Here is a 20,947-nt window from a genome sequence, read left to right as displayed (position 1 = left end):
TTTCTTATCAGACTAAATATGTAAATTAGTGAATTGATATAGGTTCTTAAACGCCATGATAAAAACTAATGCTATTTATATCAAATGAATAAAAACTTCTGGAATTTATATAAAGATTCAAAAAAAGGAAAAGAAGTGATTGATCTTTTTACTTTTGATATTGAAAATGACGATCTTGAACTAAAAGCTAAACAAATTTTTCAAAAGTATAATGAATATTTTGGCGGACCTGATGTTGAAGATTATTTTTTAGATAACTGTTTTCTAATCATCGATAATATTATTGTAAATAGGTTATTTATAGAAAATGGAGAGAGTGATTCTGAATATTTCATAAGATTAATTGATCATCTTGAAGTTTTTTTTGTTGAAGAAAATTCACATGGAGAGATAATTATACAAGAAAACTCACGGCCAATAATTGTCCAAAAAGATTATAAATCTTTCTGTGCTATATTATCGGAGATTTCACTCATGCTTTACTTTTACAGTGATGGGTTTTTCTTTCCTGTTCTTTTTCGTGAACAATTTGATGTTTTCATGAAAATATTAGATGTTTTAGAAATTCCAATACCAAAACTGCCTGTAAAGTCAGATAAAAGAGGACGGCTGTTATTTTATAATAAACTTAATGACAATATTTTAAAGTTTGCAAATGAAAATCAGTTGAAACGAGAAGAAATTTGTGCCTGTATTTACGATTTTGCATTGATGCTGTTAGAAGAAGACGGAATGAAGATAGAAATGCCGGAGCCAACAAATGTATGGTTAACTGGGGGGAGTAAAGAAGATTATTTGACTTTTTTGCAAAACCCTATTATAGACGCAAAATCTGTTTGGGCATGTAATGAAAATACAAAACGAGGAGATATAATTGTGATGTATGTTCTTGCACCTTACAGCTGTATTCAATCAATTTGGAGAGCAGATATTGATGGCGTTTATACACCCTTTAACTATTATAACAGCAGAACGAGGACCAGTAATGGAATTGTTGTTCCTCATATAACAATAAAAGAACTAAAGGGAGATTCTTATTTTTCAAAACTTTCTATTACCCGCAAGAATTTTCAAGGTGTAAACGGGATTCGATTTTCAGCTACTGATTATAGAGAATTACAGCGTTTATTACAAGATAAAGGATTTGATGTTTCTGTTTTACCACAATTGCATAAACCTAATTTAGAATTTGATGAGAAGTTAGAAAGTGAAAAGGATGTTGAAGAAAAGCTGTTAATTCCATTACTGGAAAAGTTGGGATATTCTAACTTAGATTGGACAAGACAATTATCACAAAAAGCAGGAAGAAAAGAAAAAGCAATTCCTGATTTTGTATTCCTGCCAAAAGGTGAAATTTATTTCCAGAATGCACCAATGATAATTGAAGCAAAGTTTGATATGAGTTCCAACATTGAAAAAACAAAGTCGTACAATCAAGCTTTATCCTACGCTCGCCTGATGAAATCAACTGTTTTTGGCATTTGCGATAAAGAAAGATTAATAATTTATAAAGAAAGGAAAAAATATTTTGATCGTTTTAATCCGGCTTTTGAAAAACATTGGCAAAATATAAATGATGAGGAAATATTTGGGCAATTAAAGGTTTTGATAGGTAAAGATGTAATAAAAACTTATTAGAAAATATATTAAACTCTTATTAAAGGAAGGTTAACAGGCATTCAATTCGTCGAAGCGTACGGATAAGCATCCAGCTTCATCAGCGACGAAGTAGGCTTTAAATTCAATAATATACTTTTTCATACTGTCATATTCTGAACTAAATCCATAAATTTGTACCTCATCGGGTACCACTCCCCAAAACAATCCATTAAAAACGAATAACGAAAATTGAAGAAAGCATTGAGTTTGATGACTATAATTTTAACCAGTGTAAAATTATATTCACAGAATACGTACGTATTTTTTGGTTCATTTAACTGGGATAAAGAAACAGAGGGGATTTATGTGTATGAACTGGATACCGTCCGTGGAAAACTATCTAAAGTAACCTCAGCAAAAAATATTCTGAATCCGTCATTCCTGACCTTATCTCCCAACGGTAAGTATCTTTTTGCCTGTACAGAAAGCAAAACGAAAAATGCAGGAAGTGTAAGCAGTTTTGAGTTTAGCCCCAAAGACAGGACACTGACCTTTATCAACAGCCAAAAAAGCGGCGGCGAAAATCCGGTATATCTTACGGCCCATCAAAATGCAAAATGGCTGGTTAATGGGAATTATACAGAGGGAAGTGTTTCTGTATATCCGGTTTCGGAGGATGGAATGATTCAGCCTGCAGTTCAGAATTTCCAGTTTTCAGAAGGGAGTATCAATCGGGATAGGCAGGACCGTTCCCATATCCATTCAACTGTATTTTCTCCTGATTTTAACTATGTTTTTCTTCCTGATTTGGGAGCAGATAAGATCAGAGCTTATCAGTTTGAAAATGAAAAAGATAAACCTTTAACGACTGCTGAGATTCCTTTTACACAGGTCGTTTTAGGAAGCGGACCAAGGCATTTTACTTTTCACCCGAACGGAAAATTTGCCTATTGTATTGAAGAAATGGGAGGAGCAGTAAGTGTATATTCATACGAAAACGGGAAATTAACCCCTGTACAAAGGATGTTTACCCATTCTGAAAAATTCAAGGAGGATTTTGAAGGCTCGGATGTTCATATTTCTCCTGATGGTAAGTTTTTATATGCATCCAACCGCGGACATGAAAATAATATTGCGATCTTTTCCATTCAGAATGACGGAAAACTGAAAAATATAGGCTATCAGCCGACCAAAGGAAAACATCCGAGAACATTTGCTATAGATGAATCCGGAAAGTTCCTGATCGTAACCAATGTTGTAAGCAGTGATGTGTTTGTATTTAAGAGAAATGCAGAAACTGGACTGCTGAAAAAAGTAGGAGGCCGGGTTAAAATAAGAAATGTAACTTCCGTACAGATCAGAAAATATTAATTTTTTTACAGATACAGAATGGATAAAGAGGTAATAGACTATATCAGGAATTATTTTGGACATTGAAGGACCGGCGATGAACAGTCAGCATTGAAGTACCATATGTACACCAGTAAAACATCTGAAGATTCTCAGATGAGACAGGTAATGATCGAAAGAGGCTGGATAAACCAGGATCCGCAAGTAATCGCTCTTTTGAAAAATGGCTATAATGAATTTGAACAAAATACAATGAAAAGGATCATGACGGAAATTCCGGAAAAGGTATTCTTTAACAACTGTCCGGAATGCGGAAAATTGGCCAGGACCCCTTTGGCTAAGCAGTGCAGGCATTGCGGACACAACTGGCGGGATGAATAAAAAAAAGGTTCATCTTTTTAGGATAATTTTTAGCTTTTTCACCTCCTTAACCTCCTTAACCTTAATTCAGATTCCGATAAAATTTTAAAATCTAAAGTACAGGAATACTTATGGTTTATTCTTAACAGATATAGTTATGTATACTGAATTATTCAGTAGCAATGGGCTTTAGCCCATTGCACAAAATAAAATCTTCCAATCCGGCTTTATCCAAAATTTATGCATTAAAAATACAGTCCAAAAACTAATGGCTGCTGATAATACTCTTCAGCACCGCATTCTTAATAGTCGCTTCTTTATAACTCCAATATTCGCTGTTTCTTGGCATCTGGTTTTCAAGAACAATTACACTGGTGTCTGTGGAAGGAAAATACACATTAAGGCAGGTAAAGCCGTCTCCCAGTCCTGTGATCCCGAAATAATCCAGACCCTGTTCTTTGATAACCCTCACGCTATACCCGAATCCCATATTTTCTTTTCCAAAAACATTGTGCTGAGATAGAGTAGAAGCTGTCATCATCGCTTTTTGATATTTGGACGAAAGCAATTTCCCTTTGTACAGCGCCTGGTCCCATTTCGCCAGATCCTGAACTGTGGAAACAATTCCGGCAGCAGGGAGCAGTTCGTTATTGATGAATGTTTCATCAACTTTCTGATACTGATTATTTTCACTTCTGTATCCCGGAACTAAGGATTGCTTATTCTGTGGATCGTAGCAGAAGGTTTTATTCATTTTCAGTTTCCTGAAAAGGGAATGGGCCAGCTCCGTGAATTTCTTTTTCGTTGTATTTTCAAGGATCTCCCCTAAAAGAGCATAGGATAAATTACCATATTTGAATTGCGAACCCGGCTTGATAACCAGTGGTTTTTCCGTGTCCACAATACCGTGGGTATGATTCAGTAGGTTGTGCACTGTTACCGTGTCAGCCCACGATTGAGTAAGTTTCGGAAGGTATTTTTTGATCGGGGTCTGAAGATCAAGAGTTCCTTTTTCAGCTTCCTGCAGGACGAGGACTGCGGTAATTTGCTTTGAATTGGACATAATCTCGAACTGATCATTAGTTTTCAGGGGAGTTTTTTTATCAAAATCCCTGTATCCATGCGCTTTCAGATATTTGGTTTTCCCGGCTTGGGACACGAGGACAACCCCGGTGAACTGTAAAGGCACTGAAGAGGTAATAATACTGTCGATTTTCTTTACATAGGAATCAGATTTCTGGGCTTTTACAGGAATACTGAATAGTGCAGCAGTAAGTAATGCAGAAAAAAAATGGGTTTTAAACATGGATTTATTTAGTGTTATAATGGTCATAAGCGGCTTTGGAAATATCTGCTATAATGGCTTCAGCGTTGTCAAAGCTTTCATAGGTATTGTGTACGAAAACGGCAACCACGATTTTTTTGTTATGAGGAAGTTCAATAATTCCGTAGCTGTTGACTGCACCTGTCATGCCCGCTTCATTGGTGAAAGAAGTTCCGCTTCTGTGAGCAACTTTTACATTGGCCGGGAGTTTTCCTTTCAGGCGTTTCAGCCCGGTCTGGTTATTGAGCATGGCGTTATAAAGCCATTGAGTGCGCGCTTTATTCAATATTTTTCCCTGATAGAACTTTTCTAACAGGTTAGCCGCCTTATTGGGGGTGATCGTATTGATAAACTGAGAATCCCAGTCTTTGTGCATGCCTTCTTCATCGTTTTTGATGATGAAATCACTGCCGATAAGCTTTTGTACAGGTTCCGTACCCCCAATCAGTCTTAGGATAATATCCGTTAAATTGTTATCACTGTAGCACATCATCCATTGTAAAGCATCTTCCAAGGTAATGATAATATTTCCTTCAGGATATTTTTCCCGGAAGGGGCTCCAGGTATCTTCCAGCAGTTGTTCCTTTTTAATGAGCATCTTTTGATCCAACCTTAGCTTACCTTTTTCAACCTGATGAAGCGTTGTTAAAGCAATCGGGAACTTAAAGGTACTCAGCATCGGATAAAATTTTTCACCATTGATCTGGACTTTATCATTCTTTTGAACTCCGATAACAGAAACTCCTACATCCGCTTTTTTACCGGAAATAATGTTTTCAATTTTTTGAGTGAGAGTATGGGCTTTTTGAGCATTCAGGCTGAACGATCCCAGCATAAGGCTTAAGGCAGTACAGTAAAATCTTACAGATTGCATGGTATTTTATTAAAATGATTAATTCTTTAAATATTCGAGAATTCTGAGGGTCATATATTCTCCTTCTTCCGGAGTTGCATCATTATCCATATTGCCATGGTTGACAGGGGTGAAATCAACCGTCATTCCGTATTTCTTTTTTTCTTCTTCCGTAGGCAGAACTCCGTCGTCCGCAGGGTAATCCTTGGAGCGAAGCGTATAGATTTTAGGATGAGTTGTTCTGGGCAAAGGCATTCTCCGGTTATCCATGGTAATCACTTTATAGATCATTTCCGGATGCTGATGAGCAAACAGAGCGGTCATGTCACCACCGTTGGAATGTCCTATTACAGCCAGTTTATGGTAATCAAGATCAGGAAAATCGGTTTTTAGTTTGTTCAGGACAAAAAGAATATTCTGTGAACCACGTTCCCAATTGGGCATTCTTGTCACCTGAAGATTTCCATCCATTGCCAGTATTTCGTCGGTAGGCAGCTCATGCTGTATGCTTATAACAAAATACCCTTTTGAAGCGAGAAGCTTGGTGAGGTAAGAGTAAACAAAATAATCACCGCCTTTATTCTCACCCCACCCGTGGCTGAAAATGATTGGAGTAAGGTTATAGTTTTTTTTATTTTTAGGGTGATAAATGGCGATCGGGATCTTCCGGTCTCTGGATTGATCGAAATAAGTCAAAGTATCCGGTTCAAAATCAGCACTGGCAACTGCAATACCGCCGGTTTTCACAGAACACTGAATAAAAAGTAAACTTAAAATAATAAATAGTAAATACCGCATGATGTTAAAAGCTGAGTTATTTAAGGTCATAATTTCTGGCGGCCCACTTTTTAGCAGGGAGAATCCACTCATCGGAAGCAAGGTATAAAAACCCGTGCTTTAACCCTGTATTGATTTCCATTTCTTTAAAACGGGTAACAGGAAGAGTTGACAGTTCTTTTCTTTTGATGGCAGATACTCCGTAACTATCAGTTTTTTCATAAATAGTCAGAATATTTCCGCAGAAATTGATGTCAGGAATTTCCTTAATATCAGAATTCTGATAACAGCCGATCAGGACAAAATTAAGGTCCGGGTTTTTAGCATACGTTGAAACAAACTGAGCAATATATCCGCCTTTGGAAGTACCGACTACGGTAATGTGATCGGGCTTGACTCCCATTGCCGTTAAACTGTCGATTTGGGCTGTCACCTTCCTGGCGTACATTACAGCATCCGTTTTAGGTTTTCTTTTCTCGCTGATAACAACAAAGCCGTCCTTCCTGAAAGAAGCCAGTATTTCATTATATTCAGCTTTAGTATTATATTCAGGGGAAATAGTTCCTGAAGGATGGTTCTCTAAAAACTTATTGTGCAGAAAAAACACATAATTCTTTTCTTCCGGGACAGTTTCTGTTTTCTTATGAGGCTGGCAGCTGAAAGAGATTATTGAAATCAGTGCAGACAGGATGAGTTCTCTTATGGTCATTATTCTATTGAGCTTTATAGTAGTTGTAGGTAGCATTAGCAATATCTGCGATTATTTTTTCAGTGTCAGCACGTTCTTCTTTAATGTTTTTCAGATAGACTGAAAGGATAATATGCTGCCCGTTGGGTAGTTTAAAAATTCCGACATCATTCATGGCTGCTCTCATATTATCTTGATTATTCCCGGAAATACCTGTTCTGTGAGCAAGTTCGGTTCCGGGAGGCAGGCCTGCTTTCATCCAGGTCAGTCCGCGTGAGGTTTGCACCATGATCCGGTAAAGGTAGTCTGTTGTATTTTCCTTCAGAATTTTTCCATTATAAAACTTTTCCAGCAGAAGAGTGGTGGCTTCAGGAGTAGTCACATTGACATACAGATTTTCCCAGGCTTTACCCATCTGTTCCTCATCCAGTTTAATGGTAATATCTTTGATTCCCTGTTTATTGATGAATTTTTGAACGAATTCAGGGCCTCCTATCATTCTCAGAAGAATATCACAGCCATTGTTGTCACTGTGGGCAACCATATACCGTAGCAGTTGGTTAAGAGTCAGATGGATATTCCCATCAGGAAATTCATCCCGGATAGGACTCCAGGTGTCAGGAAGCAATTCCTCTTTCTTGATCAGGAATTTCTGATACAGTTTTAGTTTGCCTTTATCAACCTGATCCAGTACTGCAAGGGCAATATGAAATTTGAAAACGCTCATCATAGGCATGCTCATATGTCCATTGATGCTTAATGTATCTTCGTTCTCTATGTTTTTGATCGATATTCCGGCAGTTACATTTTTAGCCGTTATAATCCGGTTGATCTCTTTTCGCAAGTTTTCGGTCGACTGGGCGCTCAGTTGTATGGAAAGTACGCAGACCGAAGCCAGAAACAAAATTTTTTTCATTTTGTGAAAGGTCGTTTTTATAGTTTTAATGTATTGGCTAAATATTTCAGACTGTATGGGAAATTCAGTTTGAATGCTGTTCAGTATCTCGCTAAATTAAACAAAAAAAGAAAGCACTTTGTACGGTTTTTGAAAAAAATAAAAAAAATTCTCCTGTAAAAAAGAGGGCGTTATTCCAAAATTAAAAGACAGGTTATTCTATGAAAAGAATGAGCTTATTAAGCTAAATATCAGTAAATTTAATAACTTAAACTCAGTTCGGGAGAGATTAAAGGTTTGAAGCTGGTAGCTGGAAGAGGGAAGTTATGAAGGCCATCGATAATAGGTGGTTATCTTTCTTTAAATTAATTCAATTTTATAATAACTTCTAATACCTATAACTAAAAAGAACTTCCAGCCTTAACTCGAACTCTTAGGTTAGTTTAACGAAATATGAGATGATTACAATAGTATTGAAACGCATCTATGAAACACCTTCCCCGGAAGACGGTCTCCGTGTTCTGGTTGACCGTCTCTGGCCGAGAGGTATTTCTAAGGAACATGCAGCTATTGATGAATGGGATAAAGATCTGGCGCCTTCGTCAGAGCTCAGGAAATGGTTTCATCACGATCCTGAATTATGGAAAGATTTCTCCGAAAAATACAGGCAGGAACTTCATGAAAGTAATCATGGAAAAGACTTCCTGCTCCGTTACAAAGACCAGAAAAAGATCACGCTGCTATATGCTGCAAAAGACAAAAATCACTGTCATGCCATTATTTTAAAACAATATCTCGAAAGTTTATAGCCAAAAAAGCAGGGATTAACTCTCTGCTTTTTCTTTTTTTACGGCTTGGTTCATGATCAGGATAATTCCCAGAAGAAAAAGAGCAATAATAAGATAGCGCCACGCCAGACCATTTTGCTCCGTGACTGTTCCGCTTACAGAGATGATAAAACTGGTAACCGAAGTGATCACATACACCAATCCGCCCATCAAACCTCCGGCTGTTCCTGCATTTTTAGGAAAATACAGCATACTTGTTGTGAAGAATGATGTAAACAGAATTCCTGAACAGATATGAATAAAGAAGGCAAACGGAATCATGATAAAAAGACTTTCTGCAAAATATCCGGTAATAATCAGTCCGGTAATCAGGACAAGCTGCAGGATAATAGGCTGTAATATCCGATCCTTAAAATCAAGTTTAAGCCTGCGTTTTCCGATAAAACCGCCAATCATCCATGAAAAACCTAAGATCAGCGTACAGTAACCAATCACAACCGGAGTAAAATGGAACGTGTTTTCAATAATAAAAGGGCCGGTAATATTGAAAAGCATGACGATGGAATAACTAAGCCCCAGAATAATGATCCCAAGCATAAAAATACGGTTCTTTAGCATCATTTTATACAAACTGATATTTTCAGAAAGATCCAGTTTCTTCTTCTCCGGAAGGGTTTCTCCGCTGAAAAACCATTCGAAAAGGAAAAGAATTCCCGCATACAGCGCCAGAAAATGAAAATTGGCGTGCCAGTTGAACAGCTTTTCAAGATATCCGCCTAAAAAAGGCGCTAAAATAGGTCCGCACGACCAAACAATAGTGAAATAACTCAGGTAATGCTTTACTTTTTCAGAATCATAAATATCTACAAATATAGCACGGGTAGCCACAACCAGAACAGAAACGGCGGCTCCCTGGAGAATACGAAGCAGGCATATCAGGAAAATGCTGTCTGTCATCGTAATCAGGATACTGCTCAGGATCAATAGAAATAAGGCCAGTAATTTGGGCCGGTAGCGTCCTATACTGTCCAGGATACCCCCTACAAACAGCTGGGAAATCCCGTAACTTAGCAGATAAGATGTTAAAGTAATTTGAATATCTTTCTCAGAAACCTGCATTTCTTTAGCCATAGAAGGAAAGGAGGGCAGGTAAATATCAGTGACAAATCCGGAAAGCGGAATTGACACAAAAGCCATGATCGTTATTAATCTGATTCGTTTTTCAGATGCTTCTTTCACCAACATAATCATTCATTTTTTTTACCGTACAAAAGTACATCAGGAATAACAGGAATGAATTTTAAAAGACAAAGTAAAAATTACAAAAATCAAAGATTTATAATGCGTTTTTAAATTTAAGCGGAGAGACATCGGCATGCTTTTTAAAGAAATTATTGAAGTGGGCAGGCTGATCGAATCCCAGGGTATAGCCTATTTCAGCAATATCCCAGTTGGTATATTTCAGAAGGTTTTTAGACTCTTCAAACATCCTTTCTTTAATGATCTGGGTGGTGGTAAGCTGGGTAACCGACTTTACCGATGAATTCAGGTGGTTAACATGTACATTAAGATGCTCTGCAAAATCAGAAGCCGTTTTCAGAGCCAGCGGATAAGCCGGAGAGTCCAGAGGAAACTGTCTGTTGAGTAATTCATCAAATAAACGATATAGGCGGATATTAGCCGGCAGTTCATTAGGATTAATGTCATCCACACGGTTTTCCAGGGCCAGATGAAGAACAGAAGCCAGATGGCTTTTAATGCTGTTGCAACGGAACGGATATGCAGAATTGTTCATCCTGTAAATCTGGTCGAAATAAAGTGTTGCGAGCTGTGTCTGTTCCTCCGTTAAAAAAACAACAGGCTTGCTCCATTCCTTAAACAGGGAGGTCTTTTTAAAAAGATTGAATTCTGAATTTCCGTTAAAAAATTCCTGGTTGAAGAGACAGAAATAGCCTTCCTGGAAATCTCCGTCACATTCCCATGAATACGGAATGCTGGGCGATGGAAAAAACAGGGCAGGGCGGTCAATATACAGTTGGTGTGAACCATAATGAATCGTGCCTTTTCCTATGATAAAGCTGATCTTATAATAATCACGGCGGTTGTAAGGGCTTTTAAAACTGCAATACTTCCGCATTGAAATATTGAAGTGGGATTTTCCCATTTCAAAATCTTCAGAATCAAATATTTTGATCTGATCTTTACGGATGCGACGATAATAATCCTCTATGGTTTCCAGTTGGTCACTCATGGTATTGAAATTATAAAAATCAAAGATACGGAAATATGGTGAAGTCAGAAAGCCAGAAGTTGGAGTAGGGAAGCTGTTGAAGTCCTTAAACCAAAAGTACTCTGTTGTATGGATTTCTCCCAGAACAGAACATTACATGAGATCTCTGTCTTTCATTCTCTCTAAATCTCCATTGTCAGTACATGGGACGGAAGCTGAAAAGGTCCTGCTTTGGAATCCGCAACCACTGTAAAACCGGATTCTTTTAAAAACTCCAGAAGCGGATCATGAACCAGCATATTGATCCATAGTACATCCGTAAAGCTCACTGCCGATCTGCATTTTTTCCAGAGGGATTGCCTTGTTTCCGGAGCATTAAATTCAGGGAGAATAATAAAACTGATCTCTGTAGCTTTTTTTCCGTCAGAAATTCCGGGATATGTAGTACCGCTTTTTATAATGCTGTATCCAACTGGTTTCTGGTCAGCATAGGTCATAATCAGCTGGTTGGAAAGATCATTCAGATCATTGATCATCTTTCTGGGGTCTATTTCATTTTTGATGTATTTTTGAATGTCCTCTTCAGAAACAAAGTCTTTATGCAGACTGTAGACCGAAGAATCAATGATGGATATAAGATCAGAAATTCCCTCTTCAGAACCTACTTTAAATTTTGAAATGATCTCCATGAGTTTTTTTTATTCAAAATTATAAGATTATTTCATTCAAAAGGGATACAGTTATGTTAAATTTAATTGGTACAGTTAAAAGAGATGGAAAATTTTCAGCCTGCTTTCCATCTTTCAACGTAAAATATATTTAGACTCAACATTTTTATCCGCCTGTATCTGCGGGATATTGTCTATTGTTTTAAACTGCAGACCGTTGATCCATTTCTCATTCACAAGATCTATATCTGCTCCGCTGAGGATATGTTTCTGGAAAAAGTAAGAAATGTCTTTATCCAGGTATTTCTGAGCCAGGTCCAAAAGAAGTTCATCCGTAAACTTCAGGTTTTTCTCTTTACAGGTTTTCAGCAGTTCCTGCATCAGATCATCCAGCGATTTTTTATAATTACTTTTCATCAGGATCTGGTTATCCAGCCAGAAAGCGAAGATAGCTCCACGCCTGTAGGGAACTTTTTCTATATCACGGCTTTTCCAGAAATCATCTTTGATGGTATAATTCATAATGTTTCGCTGTGGGTTTTTCCAGTGGTTTTTAATTACTTCTTCATTAAACAGCTTCATCCATTCATCCAATGAAATATCTTTGATTCTCAGCCTGTTTTTATAGGTGTAATAATCTGTGAACCCTTCACTGAACCAGTAGTTAAGCTCTTCATGCTTGTTTTTGATGGTAGTTCCAATCCAGTCATGCATCATTTCATGATGGAGAAGATAAAGATAACTGTTTCTATTATTGAAGGGATTATTTGTTCCCTGGATCATAAACGCATTTTTTATGGCCGATCCGGTAGTACTGTATCCTTTAAATGTGCTGTCTTTCCGGGAGACGGTAGGACTCATAATTACAGTAAAATAATCCTGGTCATAATCTTTCCAGAAATCACGCTGAGACTGTACCGCTTTTTTCAGATTTGAAAACAGAAAATCATCAGAAAACCCGTTATTCCATTCATCCCGGACAGCAAAATATACAGGTTGATCATGAACTTTAAAATCATAGATTCTGTAATCACCACCTACAAAAAGGGAATTGTAAAAACCTTCCCATAACACGGTCTTGATCTTTTGTTGACGAACCTGGCTGGCAAAAGTATTGTGAATCTTAAAATCTGCAGGAAAACCAATCCACTCAACAGAAAATTCAAACTTTTGATCATCAGGCATCTCCGTGAAAGATTTCGGAACAACGAATAAGTTCTTCCCAAGAACATGAAAAAAATGGTTTTTGATCCTTGGGCGGTTGAAAATACGATGGTTGGGATCTTCAAAATCCTGTTTGATTCTATAGGTAAAAGAAACTTTTTTACTGTTTTTATGGTGAATTTTGACCAAATCTTTTTCCGGCTGCATCTCAAATCGGATCTCAGGATTGTCTTCCTGGCGCAGGATTAGGCATTTAAAAAGGTCTTTTTCACCCCAGTTTTCATTGCTGTAATAGAAATCGGTAACTTGTGAAGAGTTTTTTCCGGTATAATCTACCTGTACTTTTAAACCATCCTGCTCTGCATTTTTGCCATAATACACTTTATAGCTGATTTTATTTTGAGCATATACAGACAATGGTAGAATAAGAAGTAGTAAAAATAATTTCTGGATCATCGGTTAACTGTTTTTTCAAATGTAGTTAAAATGGTCAAAAGGTTGGTTGTCTTTTGATAATCACGCTTTAAAATATTTTATTATGTTCTTTCACCGATTTTAAATAACCAAAAAAGCGTATTCAAAAAAATCTGCAAAATCTGCGAGCGAAAAAACGTTCAAAACATCTGTGTCATCTGAGAGATCTGTGGCAAATCTATTGGTATTGATGCTTTTTTTGGAGCGCAAAGTTCCAGATTCTTTATGCATATTTTTAAGGAAGCTAAGTGTAGAATCAACTTGCTGGTCTTCGGCTGTTAATCATAGCTCCAAAACCTGCTGGCGCCCTAAAATATTTTAATCATTAAAATTCTTGCACCCTTTAGCAAAAAAACACTCAAAAGCATCCATGACCTGTAGAGAATTTCTTTTGTCCTATTATGCGTTTCAATATCCAAAAAAGCCTTGTGCCGTTGCGTTTTTCCAACATTCAGGGTGTGCAACAAGAAGAATTTCGATAAAAACATAGAATTTTGATGAATTAACCTCATTTTTTTTATCTTCAGTTAGGCTGGAATCACCATAAAACCTATATTTGCAGCCTAAATTTTAAAAATAATGAAAGAACTAATTGAAAAAATCAACGCAGAATTTGAAGCGTTCGCAACAGAGGCTAACCAACAAGCAGAAAAAGGAAACAAAGCTGCAGGTACAAGAGCTCGTAAATCAGCTTTAGAACTTAGCAAACTGTTCAAAGAATTCAGAAAAGTTTCTGTAGAAGAAGCTAAAAAATAGTTCAGTTCCAGCCGGCTCATCGAGCCGGTTTTTTTATGTCTTGATTTTTCTAAGGATTCACTGTATTAGATGTTAAAATCTCCCAGTTTTAAGTATTTTTTACTAAAATTACATTCCAAAAGTTAAATACTATTAAATTGTATTAAACCACTCTTTTTTTTCCGTTTCTGCATATATATTTGTGGCATTGATTTTAAAATTAATGAACTAATAACCCCATGAAACATTCTTATTTATTATTTGTCTTTTTTTTCGGAATTTTTTCTGCTCAGAAATTGAAAGTTGTAGACTCTGAAACCGGAAGTCCTGTTCCTAATGCGAGGATTCTTCTGAGTAATCAGATTATATACACCAATGAAGATGGATTTGCACCCGTTAATTCAGACGTTGCCAGTTTTGAAATATCGGCTTCGGGCTATCAGAAAGAAAAAGTAAGAGCTTTTAGTGCTTTAGTAAAATTGAAGCCGCTTTATAAAGATATCGGAGAAATTAAAATTGTAGATGTAGATATCAAAAAACTATTTCAGGATGTAAGCAAAAACTACCACAAACGGTATTATAATGAGCCTTCCCTGTATGATGTGGTGTATAAAGAAAAAAAGATAGATAATGATAAGCTTTATTTCCTGGTTATTGCAGAAACGAAGTTATGGAGTAAAAGCAACGAATATAACTTCAGGGACGGAATCCGGAAGAACTATGATGAAATCCTCCAGATGCAGCTGAATAATGTGAAGTACATGAGGAATATGAAATCCGACAGTGTTTTCATAGCCAATACCAATGATTTCTCCCACGAATATATGGGGAATTATTTCTTCAATTTTGAACTAAACCGCACAATGACTCACATAAAAAATAAAGATTCAAAATATTCAGGAAGGTTGATTTTTGAAGAAGGAGACGAACAGCTGATTTCTTTTAAAATAAAATCCGGTGCCGGTATTGAGATAAAAGGAGAGTTTAAATATAATAAGACTGATAAAACGATTACCTATTTTGAAACCCATTACCTGCAGACCCATTATCCAATGATGAAAAGAAAAACTACAGATGGAAGAGAGTACGATTATCAGTTGGGAGATGCCTCGCTTATTTTTGATTTTTATAAAAAAGACGGAATGTATTTGCCTGCTCTATGCAAACTGGAAGGGGATAAATATGTGGCAGTTTATGACGGGGAAAAACACGAACGTAAATTCAGCAGGGAGGTGATTTATAATACCTTCGCAAAATCCAATGATAGGGGGCTTTCTTCAAAGGTAGATTTTAGTAAAAATATCTGGGAAAATGTCCCTGTAAAAGAAGAAAAGGACGGAACGATTCTTCTGTCTGAGGAGGAGCAGGCTTTTATTAACGGAAAATAAATTCTTATTTTATTACAATGGGACCGTCCGGTTGGGCGGTCTTTTTTATGCTTTTTTCTTCTACAGATTTTTTTTGAATGGATCGTTGTTGGTTTAACCCTAATAACGGCAAGAGCATTAACATTCAGTAAAGGAAGAATCGGTGTGAAAATAGCTGTAAACCTTTGGTTTTCTTGCGCCTTAAAAGCGTTATAATGGTTTAAACCCTTGTGTCTATTGCGTTTTCCAACAAAAAAATCCCCAGTTTGATAAACTATTTTTTTGTTTCCCGCAGATCGCACAGATTTCGCAGATTTTTCTGAATGGGTATTGTTTGGTTAGTGTTAAAGATTTCTTTTTTTGTATAAATCGCCTCATATCGGCTTTTTTGCTTTCATTATCTCCCTAAATTCCTTTATCTTTAAGCAATCAATAAAGGTTATGAAGATAAATAGATTTTTTGCAGTGCCGGCAGTTGTGCTGGCAGCCCAGTTCTCGTGGGCTCAGATCAAGGTAGATTCGAAAGAAAAACTTAATCCCATAGTAAAAAGTTTTGTAGATGAAGTAAACAGCAATTCTCAGCTGGAAAATCTGGCTTATGAGCTATTGGATGGCATTGGTCCACGCCTTGTAGGAACTCCCGAAATGCTTGCCGCCAACGAGTGGTCAGCAGAAAAGCTCAAATCATGGGGGATAGAAGCTAACCTGCAGCAGTTTGGAACCTGGAAAGGATGGCAGAGAGGTACTACCCATGTAGATATGGTGTACCCGCGGATAAAATCACTGTCTGCAACACAGCTGGCGTGGAGTCCGGCGACTAAAAAAGCAGTGGAAGCAGAAGTAATTATTCTTCCAAAAGCAGCCTCCAAAGCTGAATTTGATCAATGGTTGTCTTCTGTAAAAGGAAAAATAGTACTGATTGCCCAGTATCAGAAAATCGGACGTTCAGATGAACAGATAAAAGAATTTGCAACTCCTGAACTTTATGAAAAGCTTAAAGCAGAAAAAGAACAGGCAACAAAGGATTTTAACGCCTATGTAAAAAATATAGGCTACGATAATAATACGCTTCCGGAAGCTCTGGAAAAAGCAGGAGCCGCAGGAATTGTGATTTCAAACTGGACAGGCATCATGGGGGCAAACCGGATTTTCGGGGCCAAGACTACAAAAATTCCAATGATTGATATTGATGTGGAAGATTATGGAATGCTGTACAGAATGGCTGAAAAAGGAGCAAAGCCTAAAATTAAAATTGATGCCCAGTCTAAAATACTTCCTGATGCCAAAAACTTCAATACCATCGGGATGATTAAAGGAAAAGAAAAGCCGGATGAATATGTAATCCTTTCTGCCCACCTTGATTCATGGGATGGGGCACAGGGAGCAACTGACAACGGAACGGGAACCATTACGATGCTTGAAGCGATGAGGCTTCTGAAAAAATATTACCCGAACAACAAAAGAACAATCGTTATCGGACTTTGGGGGAGCGAAGAGCAGGGACTGAACGGTTCCAGAGGTTTTGTAGCCGATAACCCTCAGATTATAAAAGGAGTGCAGGCTGCTTTCAACCAGGATAACGGAACGGGACGTGTGGTTAACATCAGCGGGCAGGGGTTTGTGAAAGCCTACGACTATATCGGAAGATGGCTTGACGGAGTGCCAAAATCAGTAAGAGGACATATTAAAACTGATTTCCCGGGAATGCCTGGTGGCGGAGGTTCCGATCATGCTTCATTCGTAGCAGCAGGAGTGCCGGGAATTTCTTTAGGCTCTCTGAACTGGGGGTATTTCGGATATACATGGCATACCACAAAAGATACCTATGATAAAATTGTTTTTGATGAGGTGAAAAATAATGTAGTTCTTACCGCTGCATTGGCTTATATGGCTTCTGAAGATCCTGAGTTTTCCAACAGAGAGAAAAGGGTAATGCCGCAGGATGACAAAGGTGAAACAATGAAATGGCCGGAAGCAAAAGAACCGAGAAGAGATTCTAAAGATTATAAATAATTGGAATAGAAAAGTCGGGGTGCTGGAGTTTCCTGATCAATGAAACTTATTCCTTGTTTTCCGTTAAAGGTATCTGAAAATTAAATGATAGACAAAAAAGACTGTTTCTATTGGAGAGACAGTCTTTTTCGTTTTTTTTAATTGAGAAATATTGTACTGTTCAATGCGCCGTTTTGATGTTTTTCTGTTGAAGCATTGCTTTTATTTCCTTGATTCTACTCTCCTGAACGATATAGGTTTTGCAGATTGTATTATTGAGGTGCATGCTGAAATTCATACGGGTACCTTCTGCTTCCCAGGTATGATGAGCTGGTGGAATATAATCTGTAAAGACGGGAAAGAAATTGATAAGGCATAAAAAATTCCTGCTCAATGACTTTAAAAATCTGGGATAATTCCCAAAGTCATCAATCACTTTCATTTTAAATACCTTTTTTCCTAAGGTAGTCCTCCAATAGGTTTCAGATATTGCTCCAAAGATAATTACACAGGGAATAGAATATATGAAACTTACTATAGCAATCTCTTTACCTATGATAAGGAAGATGAGAAAGAAGGGGAGCATATCAATGAGCTTGGCAAAAACCCTTTTCCGTTCACTGTCTTTATAAGAAGGGTTGTAAGGAAGATCATATTCAAAAGAATTATAGATTCTGTTACCCTGTTCGTCAAAATAACGGGTGGGTCTGTGAATGATCTTTTTTTCTTTAGTTTCTGATATTTTCATGGAGCTCCCTGAATAGTTTTTCAATTTGTTAAATATAATTTTTCAACTCTGAAAATTTTGAAACAGAATACCTTTGCTCTTGAATGTCCAGTTTTCCAAAGCCATATTCACAGAAAATAAAAGGCAGACCATTTGATTTTGAAGAGCTATAATCCGTCTGGGTATCTCCAATATAAATGGTATCATTATGCTTCATCGTATTCCTTTCCATAATCAGTTTTATATTCTCAGCTTTCGGTTTTTTTGTCCGGCCATGAGATTCAAAATCTGTAAATAGTTTGTTGAATTGGTAAAAATCCAGAAAAGCTTCAATGTATCCGTCCTGGCAGTTGCTCACAATGAAAAGATTGTGTGTTTTTGACAGGTCTTTTAAAGTATCTTCAACACCTTCATACAGGATCCCGCCCTGGGTACGCAAAATGATGTTCTCCTGTGCTGCAATTTCAGCAAGGATTGTTGTAACCTCCTGATCTGTAATTCCCGGTGCAATCATTTTGACAATATCGTCCGTCAGCAGACCCATATACTGATCCATATCTTCAGGTTTCAGTTCTTTTTCAATAAGCTGGTGCTGAGTTAAAACGTGGTTCCATATATTAATAATAGATGCTCTGGAATCCCATAAGGTTCCGTCTAAATCGAAAATTAAATTTTTATATTTCAAAATGCGGTGTTTATATTTTAATTTTTAATCATGATTAATGCGATAAAAACTACAAAATCATGCTTAACTGAACTCTTTTTCTCGCTTCATCCACTTCCGTTACTTTTACCTTTACATGCTGGTGAAGTTTCACCACTTCGTTTACATCAGATACAAAGCCGTCTTTCAGCTGGGAGATATGAACCAGTCCGCTTTCTTTGATTCCAAGGTCTACAAAACATCCGAATGCTGTAATATTGTTGACGATCCCCGGAAGGATCATTCCTGTTTTTAAATCTTTAATGCTTTTTACATTTGGATCAAACTCAAAAACCTTAGCTGCTTTTCGTGGATCCAGTCCCGGTTTTTCAAGCTCTTTCAGGATGTCTTTAATACTTAAAATTCCGATTTCTCCGGTAATATAGTTTTCTGGTTTTACCAAAGCAATTTTTTCTTTATTGGCAATCAGTTCATTGGTTTTAATACCGAGATCTTTAGCCATTTTTTCTACAATTCCATACGCTTCAGGGTGTACGGCAGAATTGTCCAGAGGGTTTTTAGCATTGGATATTCTGACAAATGCAGCGGCCTGCTGAAAAGCTTTTTCTCCAAGTCTTGGTACTTTTTTAAGCTGCTTCCGGTCTTCAAAAGCTCCGTTTTCAGCGCGGTAAGTAACGATATTTTCAGCCATTTTTTCTCCGATTCCGGAAACATAGCTTAATAGCGATTTGCTGGCTGTGTTTAAATTAATACCCACAGAGTTTACACATTTCATTACCGTGGAATCCAGTTCGCTCTTCAATTGGGTTTGGTCTACATCATGCTGATATTGGCCAACACCAATGGATTTTGCATCAATTTTTACCAGTTCTGCCAAAGGATCGGAAAGTCTTCTTCCGATGGAAACAGCGCCACGCACCGTCACATCATAGGTTGGAAATTCATCCCTTGCAATTTTACTGGCCGAATAAACAGATGCTCCGGCTTCCGAAACTACAAAAACCTGTAGCGGCCTGTCAAAAGCGATTTTTTTAATAAAGAACTCTGTTTCACGGCTTGCTGTTCCGTTTCCGATGGAAATGGCTTCAATGTTGTAAGCATTCACCATAGAACGGATCTTTTTCATGGCCATTCCGCTTTCATTCTGCGGAGCGTGAGGGTAGAGGGTTTCATTGTGGAGGAGATCTCCTTTTTCATCCAGACAAACGACTTTACATCCGCTTCTGTAACCGGGATCAATAGCCAGAATTCTTTTTTCTCCCAAAGGCGGTGCTAAAAGTAACTGACTTAAATTTTCAGAAAAGATCTGAATGGCTTTCTGATCAGCTTTTTCCTTAGCCTCCTGCAATGCTTCATTGGAAATAGCAGGTTCTAAAAGTCTTTTATAGCTGTCTTTTACAGCAAGAGCAATCTGCTCAGAACTTTCGTTATTGGATTTGATAATTGCTTTTTCAATGAAATCGATGGCTTCTTCTTTGTCAATGCTGACGTTTGTTTTCACAAAACCCTCTGCTTCGGCTCTTAACATAGCCAGAAGTCGATGGGAAGGAGTTCTGCCAAGGTTTTCTTCCCATTCAAAATATTGCGAAAACTTTTGGGCTTCTTCCTCATCCTTTTTGGCTTTTACCACTTTAGAGGTTACTACAGCCTTACGCTGAAAGATCCGGCGGAGATTCTTACGGACGTACATATTTTCATTAATCCATTCTGCCATGATATCTCTGGCGCCCTGAAGAGCCTCTTCCTCAGACGAAACTTCATTGTTGATATATTTTGAAGCCAGAAACAGAACATCATTGTTTTTCTGACTCATGATGATTTTGGCTAAAGGTTCCAATCCTTTTTCTTTAGCAGCATCTGCTTTGGTTTTCTTCCGTTTTTTGAAAGGCAGGTATAAATCTTCCAGCTCCTGTAGATCATAGCTCTCTTCAATCCTTTGACGAAGCTCAGGCGTTAAAGCATTCTGTTCCTCAATAGATTTTAAAATAGATTCTTTTCTCTTTATAATCTCATCAAACTGTTTACTGATCTTTGCAATCTGCTCAATCTGTATTTCATCCAGATTCCCGGTTTTATCCTTCCGGTACCGTGAAATAAAAGGAATGGTGCAGTCTTCTGCTAATAATTGTAATGTATTGTTGATGCTCTTTTCAGAAATATTGAGCTGCTTCTGTATAAATTCTACGGTCGTCATTGTTCTGTTTTCGGATGGCTAAAATAGGATTTTAAAACGAAAAAAGGCGAGTTGCCCCGCCTTGAATGTTTTCACAACGGAATAATCCTTATTGTGAA

At 37.4% G+C, this 20,947-nt stretch carries 19 protein-coding genes; 7 read left to right on the top strand and 12 right to left on the bottom strand.

The window, feature by feature from the left end; all coding sequences use genetic code 11:
• The first annotated feature begins 84 nt into the window (after positions 1–84).
• From FW768_RS04915 to FW768_RS04905, 3 genes are all read left to right on the top strand, one after another.
• Positions 85–1,638 carry a restriction endonuclease subunit R gene (locus FW768_RS04915; protein ID WP_153393173.1) on the top strand — a complete coding sequence of 518 codons (1,554 nt, stop codon included), beginning with the start codon at positions 85–87 and terminating at the stop codon, positions 1,636–1,638.
• 231 nt (positions 1,639–1,869) lie between these two features.
• Positions 1,870–2,970 (top strand): lactonase family protein, encoded by a 1,101-nt coding sequence (locus tag FW768_RS04910; RefSeq protein ID WP_153393170.1) that lies wholly within the window; start codon positions 1,870–1,872, stop codon positions 2,968–2,970.
• 102 nt (positions 2,971–3,072) lie between these two features.
• On the top strand, positions 3,073–3,330 hold the full coding sequence (locus FW768_RS04905) for a hypothetical protein (RefSeq protein ID WP_153393167.1): 258 nt from the start codon (positions 3,073–3,075) through the stop codon (positions 3,328–3,330).
• Positions 3,331–3,574: 244 nt separating this feature from the next.
• On the opposite strand, the gene FW768_RS04900 is transcribed toward FW768_RS04905, so the two are convergent.
• Genes FW768_RS04900 through bla (FW768_RS04880) form a run of 5 tightly spaced genes read right to left on the bottom strand, consistent with a single transcriptional unit; the run spans position 3,575 to position 7,867 of the window.
• A complete protein-coding gene (locus FW768_RS04900; RefSeq protein WP_231128632.1) occupies positions 3,575–4,642 on the bottom strand; it encodes a serine hydrolase domain-containing protein in 1,068 nt (355 codons plus the stop codon).
• Positions 4,620–5,507 carry a class A beta-lactamase gene (gene bla, locus FW768_RS04895; RefSeq protein WP_153393164.1) on the bottom strand — a complete coding sequence of 296 codons (888 nt, stop codon included), beginning with the start codon at positions 5,505–5,507 and terminating at the stop codon, positions 4,620–4,622. Before bla (FW768_RS04895) ends, FW768_RS04900 begins: the two co-directional genes overlap by 23 nt.
• An 18-nt stretch (positions 5,508–5,525) precedes the next feature.
• On the bottom strand, positions 5,526–6,284 hold the full coding sequence (locus FW768_RS04890) for an alpha/beta hydrolase (protein WP_153393161.1): 759 nt from the start codon (positions 6,282–6,284) through the stop codon (positions 5,526–5,528).
• 16 nt (positions 6,285–6,300) lie between these two features.
• The gene (locus FW768_RS04885) at positions 6,301–6,972 is read right to left on the bottom strand and encodes an alpha/beta hydrolase (protein ID WP_231128631.1); all 672 of its coding nucleotides are present in this window, start codon (positions 6,970–6,972) and stop codon (positions 6,301–6,303) included.
• A 4-nt stretch (positions 6,973–6,976) separates the two neighbouring features.
• Positions 6,977–7,867 (bottom strand): class A beta-lactamase, subclass A2, encoded by an 891-nt coding sequence (gene bla / locus FW768_RS04880; RefSeq protein WP_153393158.1) that lies wholly within the window; start codon positions 7,865–7,867, stop codon positions 6,977–6,979.
• A gap of 437 nt (positions 7,868–8,304) precedes the next feature.
• On the opposite strand from bla (FW768_RS04880), the gene FW768_RS04875 reads away from it, so the two are divergent.
• Positions 8,305–8,655, top strand: a complete 351-nt coding sequence (locus FW768_RS04875; protein ID WP_153393155.1) for a DUF488 domain-containing protein — start codon at positions 8,305–8,307, stop codon at positions 8,653–8,655.
• Positions 8,656–8,670: 15 nt separating this feature from the next.
• On the opposite strand, the gene FW768_RS04870 is transcribed toward FW768_RS04875, so the two are convergent.
• From FW768_RS04870 to FW768_RS04855, 4 genes are all read right to left on the bottom strand, one after another.
• Complete coding sequence (locus FW768_RS04870) at positions 8,671–9,876, bottom strand: MFS transporter (protein WP_153399790.1); 1,206 nt, start codon at positions 9,874–9,876, stop codon at positions 8,671–8,673.
• A gap of 94 nt (positions 9,877–9,970) precedes the next feature.
• Positions 9,971–10,885 carry a helix-turn-helix domain-containing protein gene (locus tag FW768_RS04865; RefSeq protein ID WP_153393152.1) on the bottom strand — a complete coding sequence of 305 codons (915 nt, stop codon included), beginning with the start codon at positions 10,883–10,885 and terminating at the stop codon, positions 9,971–9,973.
• 161 nt (positions 10,886–11,046) lie between these two features.
• Positions 11,047–11,553, bottom strand: coding sequence for a hypothetical protein (locus tag FW768_RS04860; RefSeq protein WP_153393149.1), 507 nt, complete (start codon positions 11,551–11,553; stop codon positions 11,047–11,049).
• Between the two features lie 114 nt (positions 11,554–11,667).
• Positions 11,668–13,152, bottom strand: coding sequence for a M1 family aminopeptidase (locus FW768_RS04855; RefSeq protein ID WP_153393146.1), 1,485 nt, complete (start codon positions 13,150–13,152; stop codon positions 11,668–11,670).
• A gap of 597 nt (positions 13,153–13,749) precedes the next feature.
• Between FW768_RS04855 and FW768_RS04850 the strand changes: the two genes are divergently transcribed.
• From FW768_RS04850 to FW768_RS04840, 3 genes are all read left to right on the top strand, one after another.
• Entirely contained in the window at positions 13,750–13,926 is a 177-nt protein-coding gene (locus FW768_RS04850; protein WP_040994607.1) for a histone H1, read from the top strand.
• 218 nt (positions 13,927–14,144) lie between these two features.
• The gene (locus FW768_RS04845; protein ID WP_153393143.1) at positions 14,145–15,293 is read left to right on the top strand and encodes a hypothetical protein; all 1,149 of its coding nucleotides are present in this window, start codon (positions 14,145–14,147) and stop codon (positions 15,291–15,293) included.
• Between the two features lie 420 nt (positions 15,294–15,713).
• Positions 15,714–17,285: a M20/M25/M40 family metallo-hydrolase gene (locus tag FW768_RS04840; RefSeq protein ID WP_153393140.1), complete on the top strand. Its 1,572-nt coding sequence runs from the start codon at positions 15,714–15,716 to the stop codon at positions 17,283–17,285.
• Between the two features lie 160 nt (positions 17,286–17,445).
• Here FW768_RS04840 and FW768_RS04835 read toward each other — a convergent pair whose 3' ends face one another.
• The 3 genes from FW768_RS04835 to FW768_RS04825 are packed head-to-tail and all read right to left on the bottom strand — an operon-like array spanning position 17,446 to position 20,849.
• The gene (locus FW768_RS04835; RefSeq protein WP_153393137.1) at positions 17,446–18,012 is read right to left on the bottom strand and encodes an RDD family protein; all 567 of its coding nucleotides are present in this window, start codon (positions 18,010–18,012) and stop codon (positions 17,446–17,448) included.
• A gap of 28 nt (positions 18,013–18,040) precedes the next feature.
• Positions 18,041–18,676 carry an HAD family hydrolase gene (locus tag FW768_RS04830; RefSeq protein WP_185151936.1) on the bottom strand — a complete coding sequence of 212 codons (636 nt, stop codon included), beginning with the start codon at positions 18,674–18,676 and terminating at the stop codon, positions 18,041–18,043.
• Positions 18,677–18,725: 49 nt separating this feature from the next.
• Positions 18,726–20,849 carry a Tex family protein gene (locus FW768_RS04825; protein WP_153393131.1) on the bottom strand — a complete coding sequence of 708 codons (2,124 nt, stop codon included), beginning with the start codon at positions 20,847–20,849 and terminating at the stop codon, positions 18,726–18,728.
• Positions 20,850–20,947: the final 98 nt, after the last annotated feature.

It is taken from the genome of Chryseobacterium vaccae (genome assembly GCF_009602705.1).
GTDB classification, from domain to species: Bacteria; Bacteroidota; Bacteroidia; order Flavobacteriales; family Weeksellaceae; genus Chryseobacterium; species Chryseobacterium vaccae.
This window is presented reverse-complemented; position numbering and strand designations above follow the sequence as displayed.

Bases quoted from the DNA above. Each gene is read 5' to 3' on its own strand.
- FW768_RS04890 (WP_153393161.1), bottom strand. From the start codon at position 6,284: ATGCGGTATTTACTATTTATTATTTTAAGTTTACTTTTTATTCAGTGT.
- bla (WP_153393164.1), bottom strand. From the start codon at position 5,507: ATGCAATCTGTAAGATTTTACTGTACTGCCTTAAGCCTTATGCTGGGA.
- FW768_RS04850 (WP_040994607.1), top strand. From the start codon at position 13,750: ATGAAAGAACTAATTGAAAAAATCAACGCAGAATTTGAAGCGTTCGCA.
- FW768_RS04860 (WP_153393149.1), bottom strand. From the start codon at position 11,553: ATGGAGATCATTTCAAAATTTAAAGTAGGTTCTGAAGAGGGAATTTCT.
- FW768_RS04910 (WP_153393170.1), top strand. From the start codon at position 1,870: ATGACTATAATTTTAACCAGTGTAAAATTATATTCACAGAATACGTAC.
- FW768_RS04840 (WP_153393140.1), top strand. From the start codon at position 15,714: ATGAAGATAAATAGATTTTTTGCAGTGCCGGCAGTTGTGCTGGCAGCC.
- FW768_RS04915 (WP_153393173.1), top strand. From the start codon at position 85: ATGAATAAAAACTTCTGGAATTTATATAAAGATTCAAAAAAAGGAAAA.
- FW768_RS04825 (WP_153393131.1), bottom strand. From the start codon at position 20,849: ATGACGACCGTAGAATTTATACAGAAGCAGCTCAATATTTCTGAAAAG.
- FW768_RS04900 (WP_231128632.1), bottom strand. From the start codon at position 4,642: ATGACCATTATAACACTAAATAAATCCATGTTTAAAACCCATTTTTTT.
- FW768_RS04865 (WP_153393152.1), bottom strand. From the start codon at position 10,885: ATGAGTGACCAACTGGAAACCATAGAGGATTATTATCGTCGCATCCGT.
- FW768_RS04885 (WP_231128631.1), bottom strand. From the start codon at position 6,972: ATGACCATAAGAGAACTCATCCTGTCTGCACTGATTTCAATAATCTCT.
- FW768_RS04875 (WP_153393155.1), top strand. From the start codon at position 8,305: ATGATTACAATAGTATTGAAACGCATCTATGAAACACCTTCCCCGGAA.
- FW768_RS04855 (WP_153393146.1), bottom strand. From the start codon at position 13,152: ATGATCCAGAAATTATTTTTACTACTTCTTATTCTACCATTGTCTGTA.
- FW768_RS04905 (WP_153393167.1), top strand. From the start codon at position 3,073: ATGTACACCAGTAAAACATCTGAAGATTCTCAGATGAGACAGGTAATG.
- bla (WP_153393158.1), bottom strand. From the start codon at position 7,867: ATGAAAAAAATTTTGTTTCTGGCTTCGGTCTGCGTACTTTCCATACAA.
- FW768_RS04835 (WP_153393137.1), bottom strand. From the start codon at position 18,012: ATGAAAATATCAGAAACTAAAGAAAAAAAGATCATTCACAGACCCACC.
- FW768_RS04845 (WP_153393143.1), top strand. From the start codon at position 14,145: ATGAAACATTCTTATTTATTATTTGTCTTTTTTTTCGGAATTTTTTCT.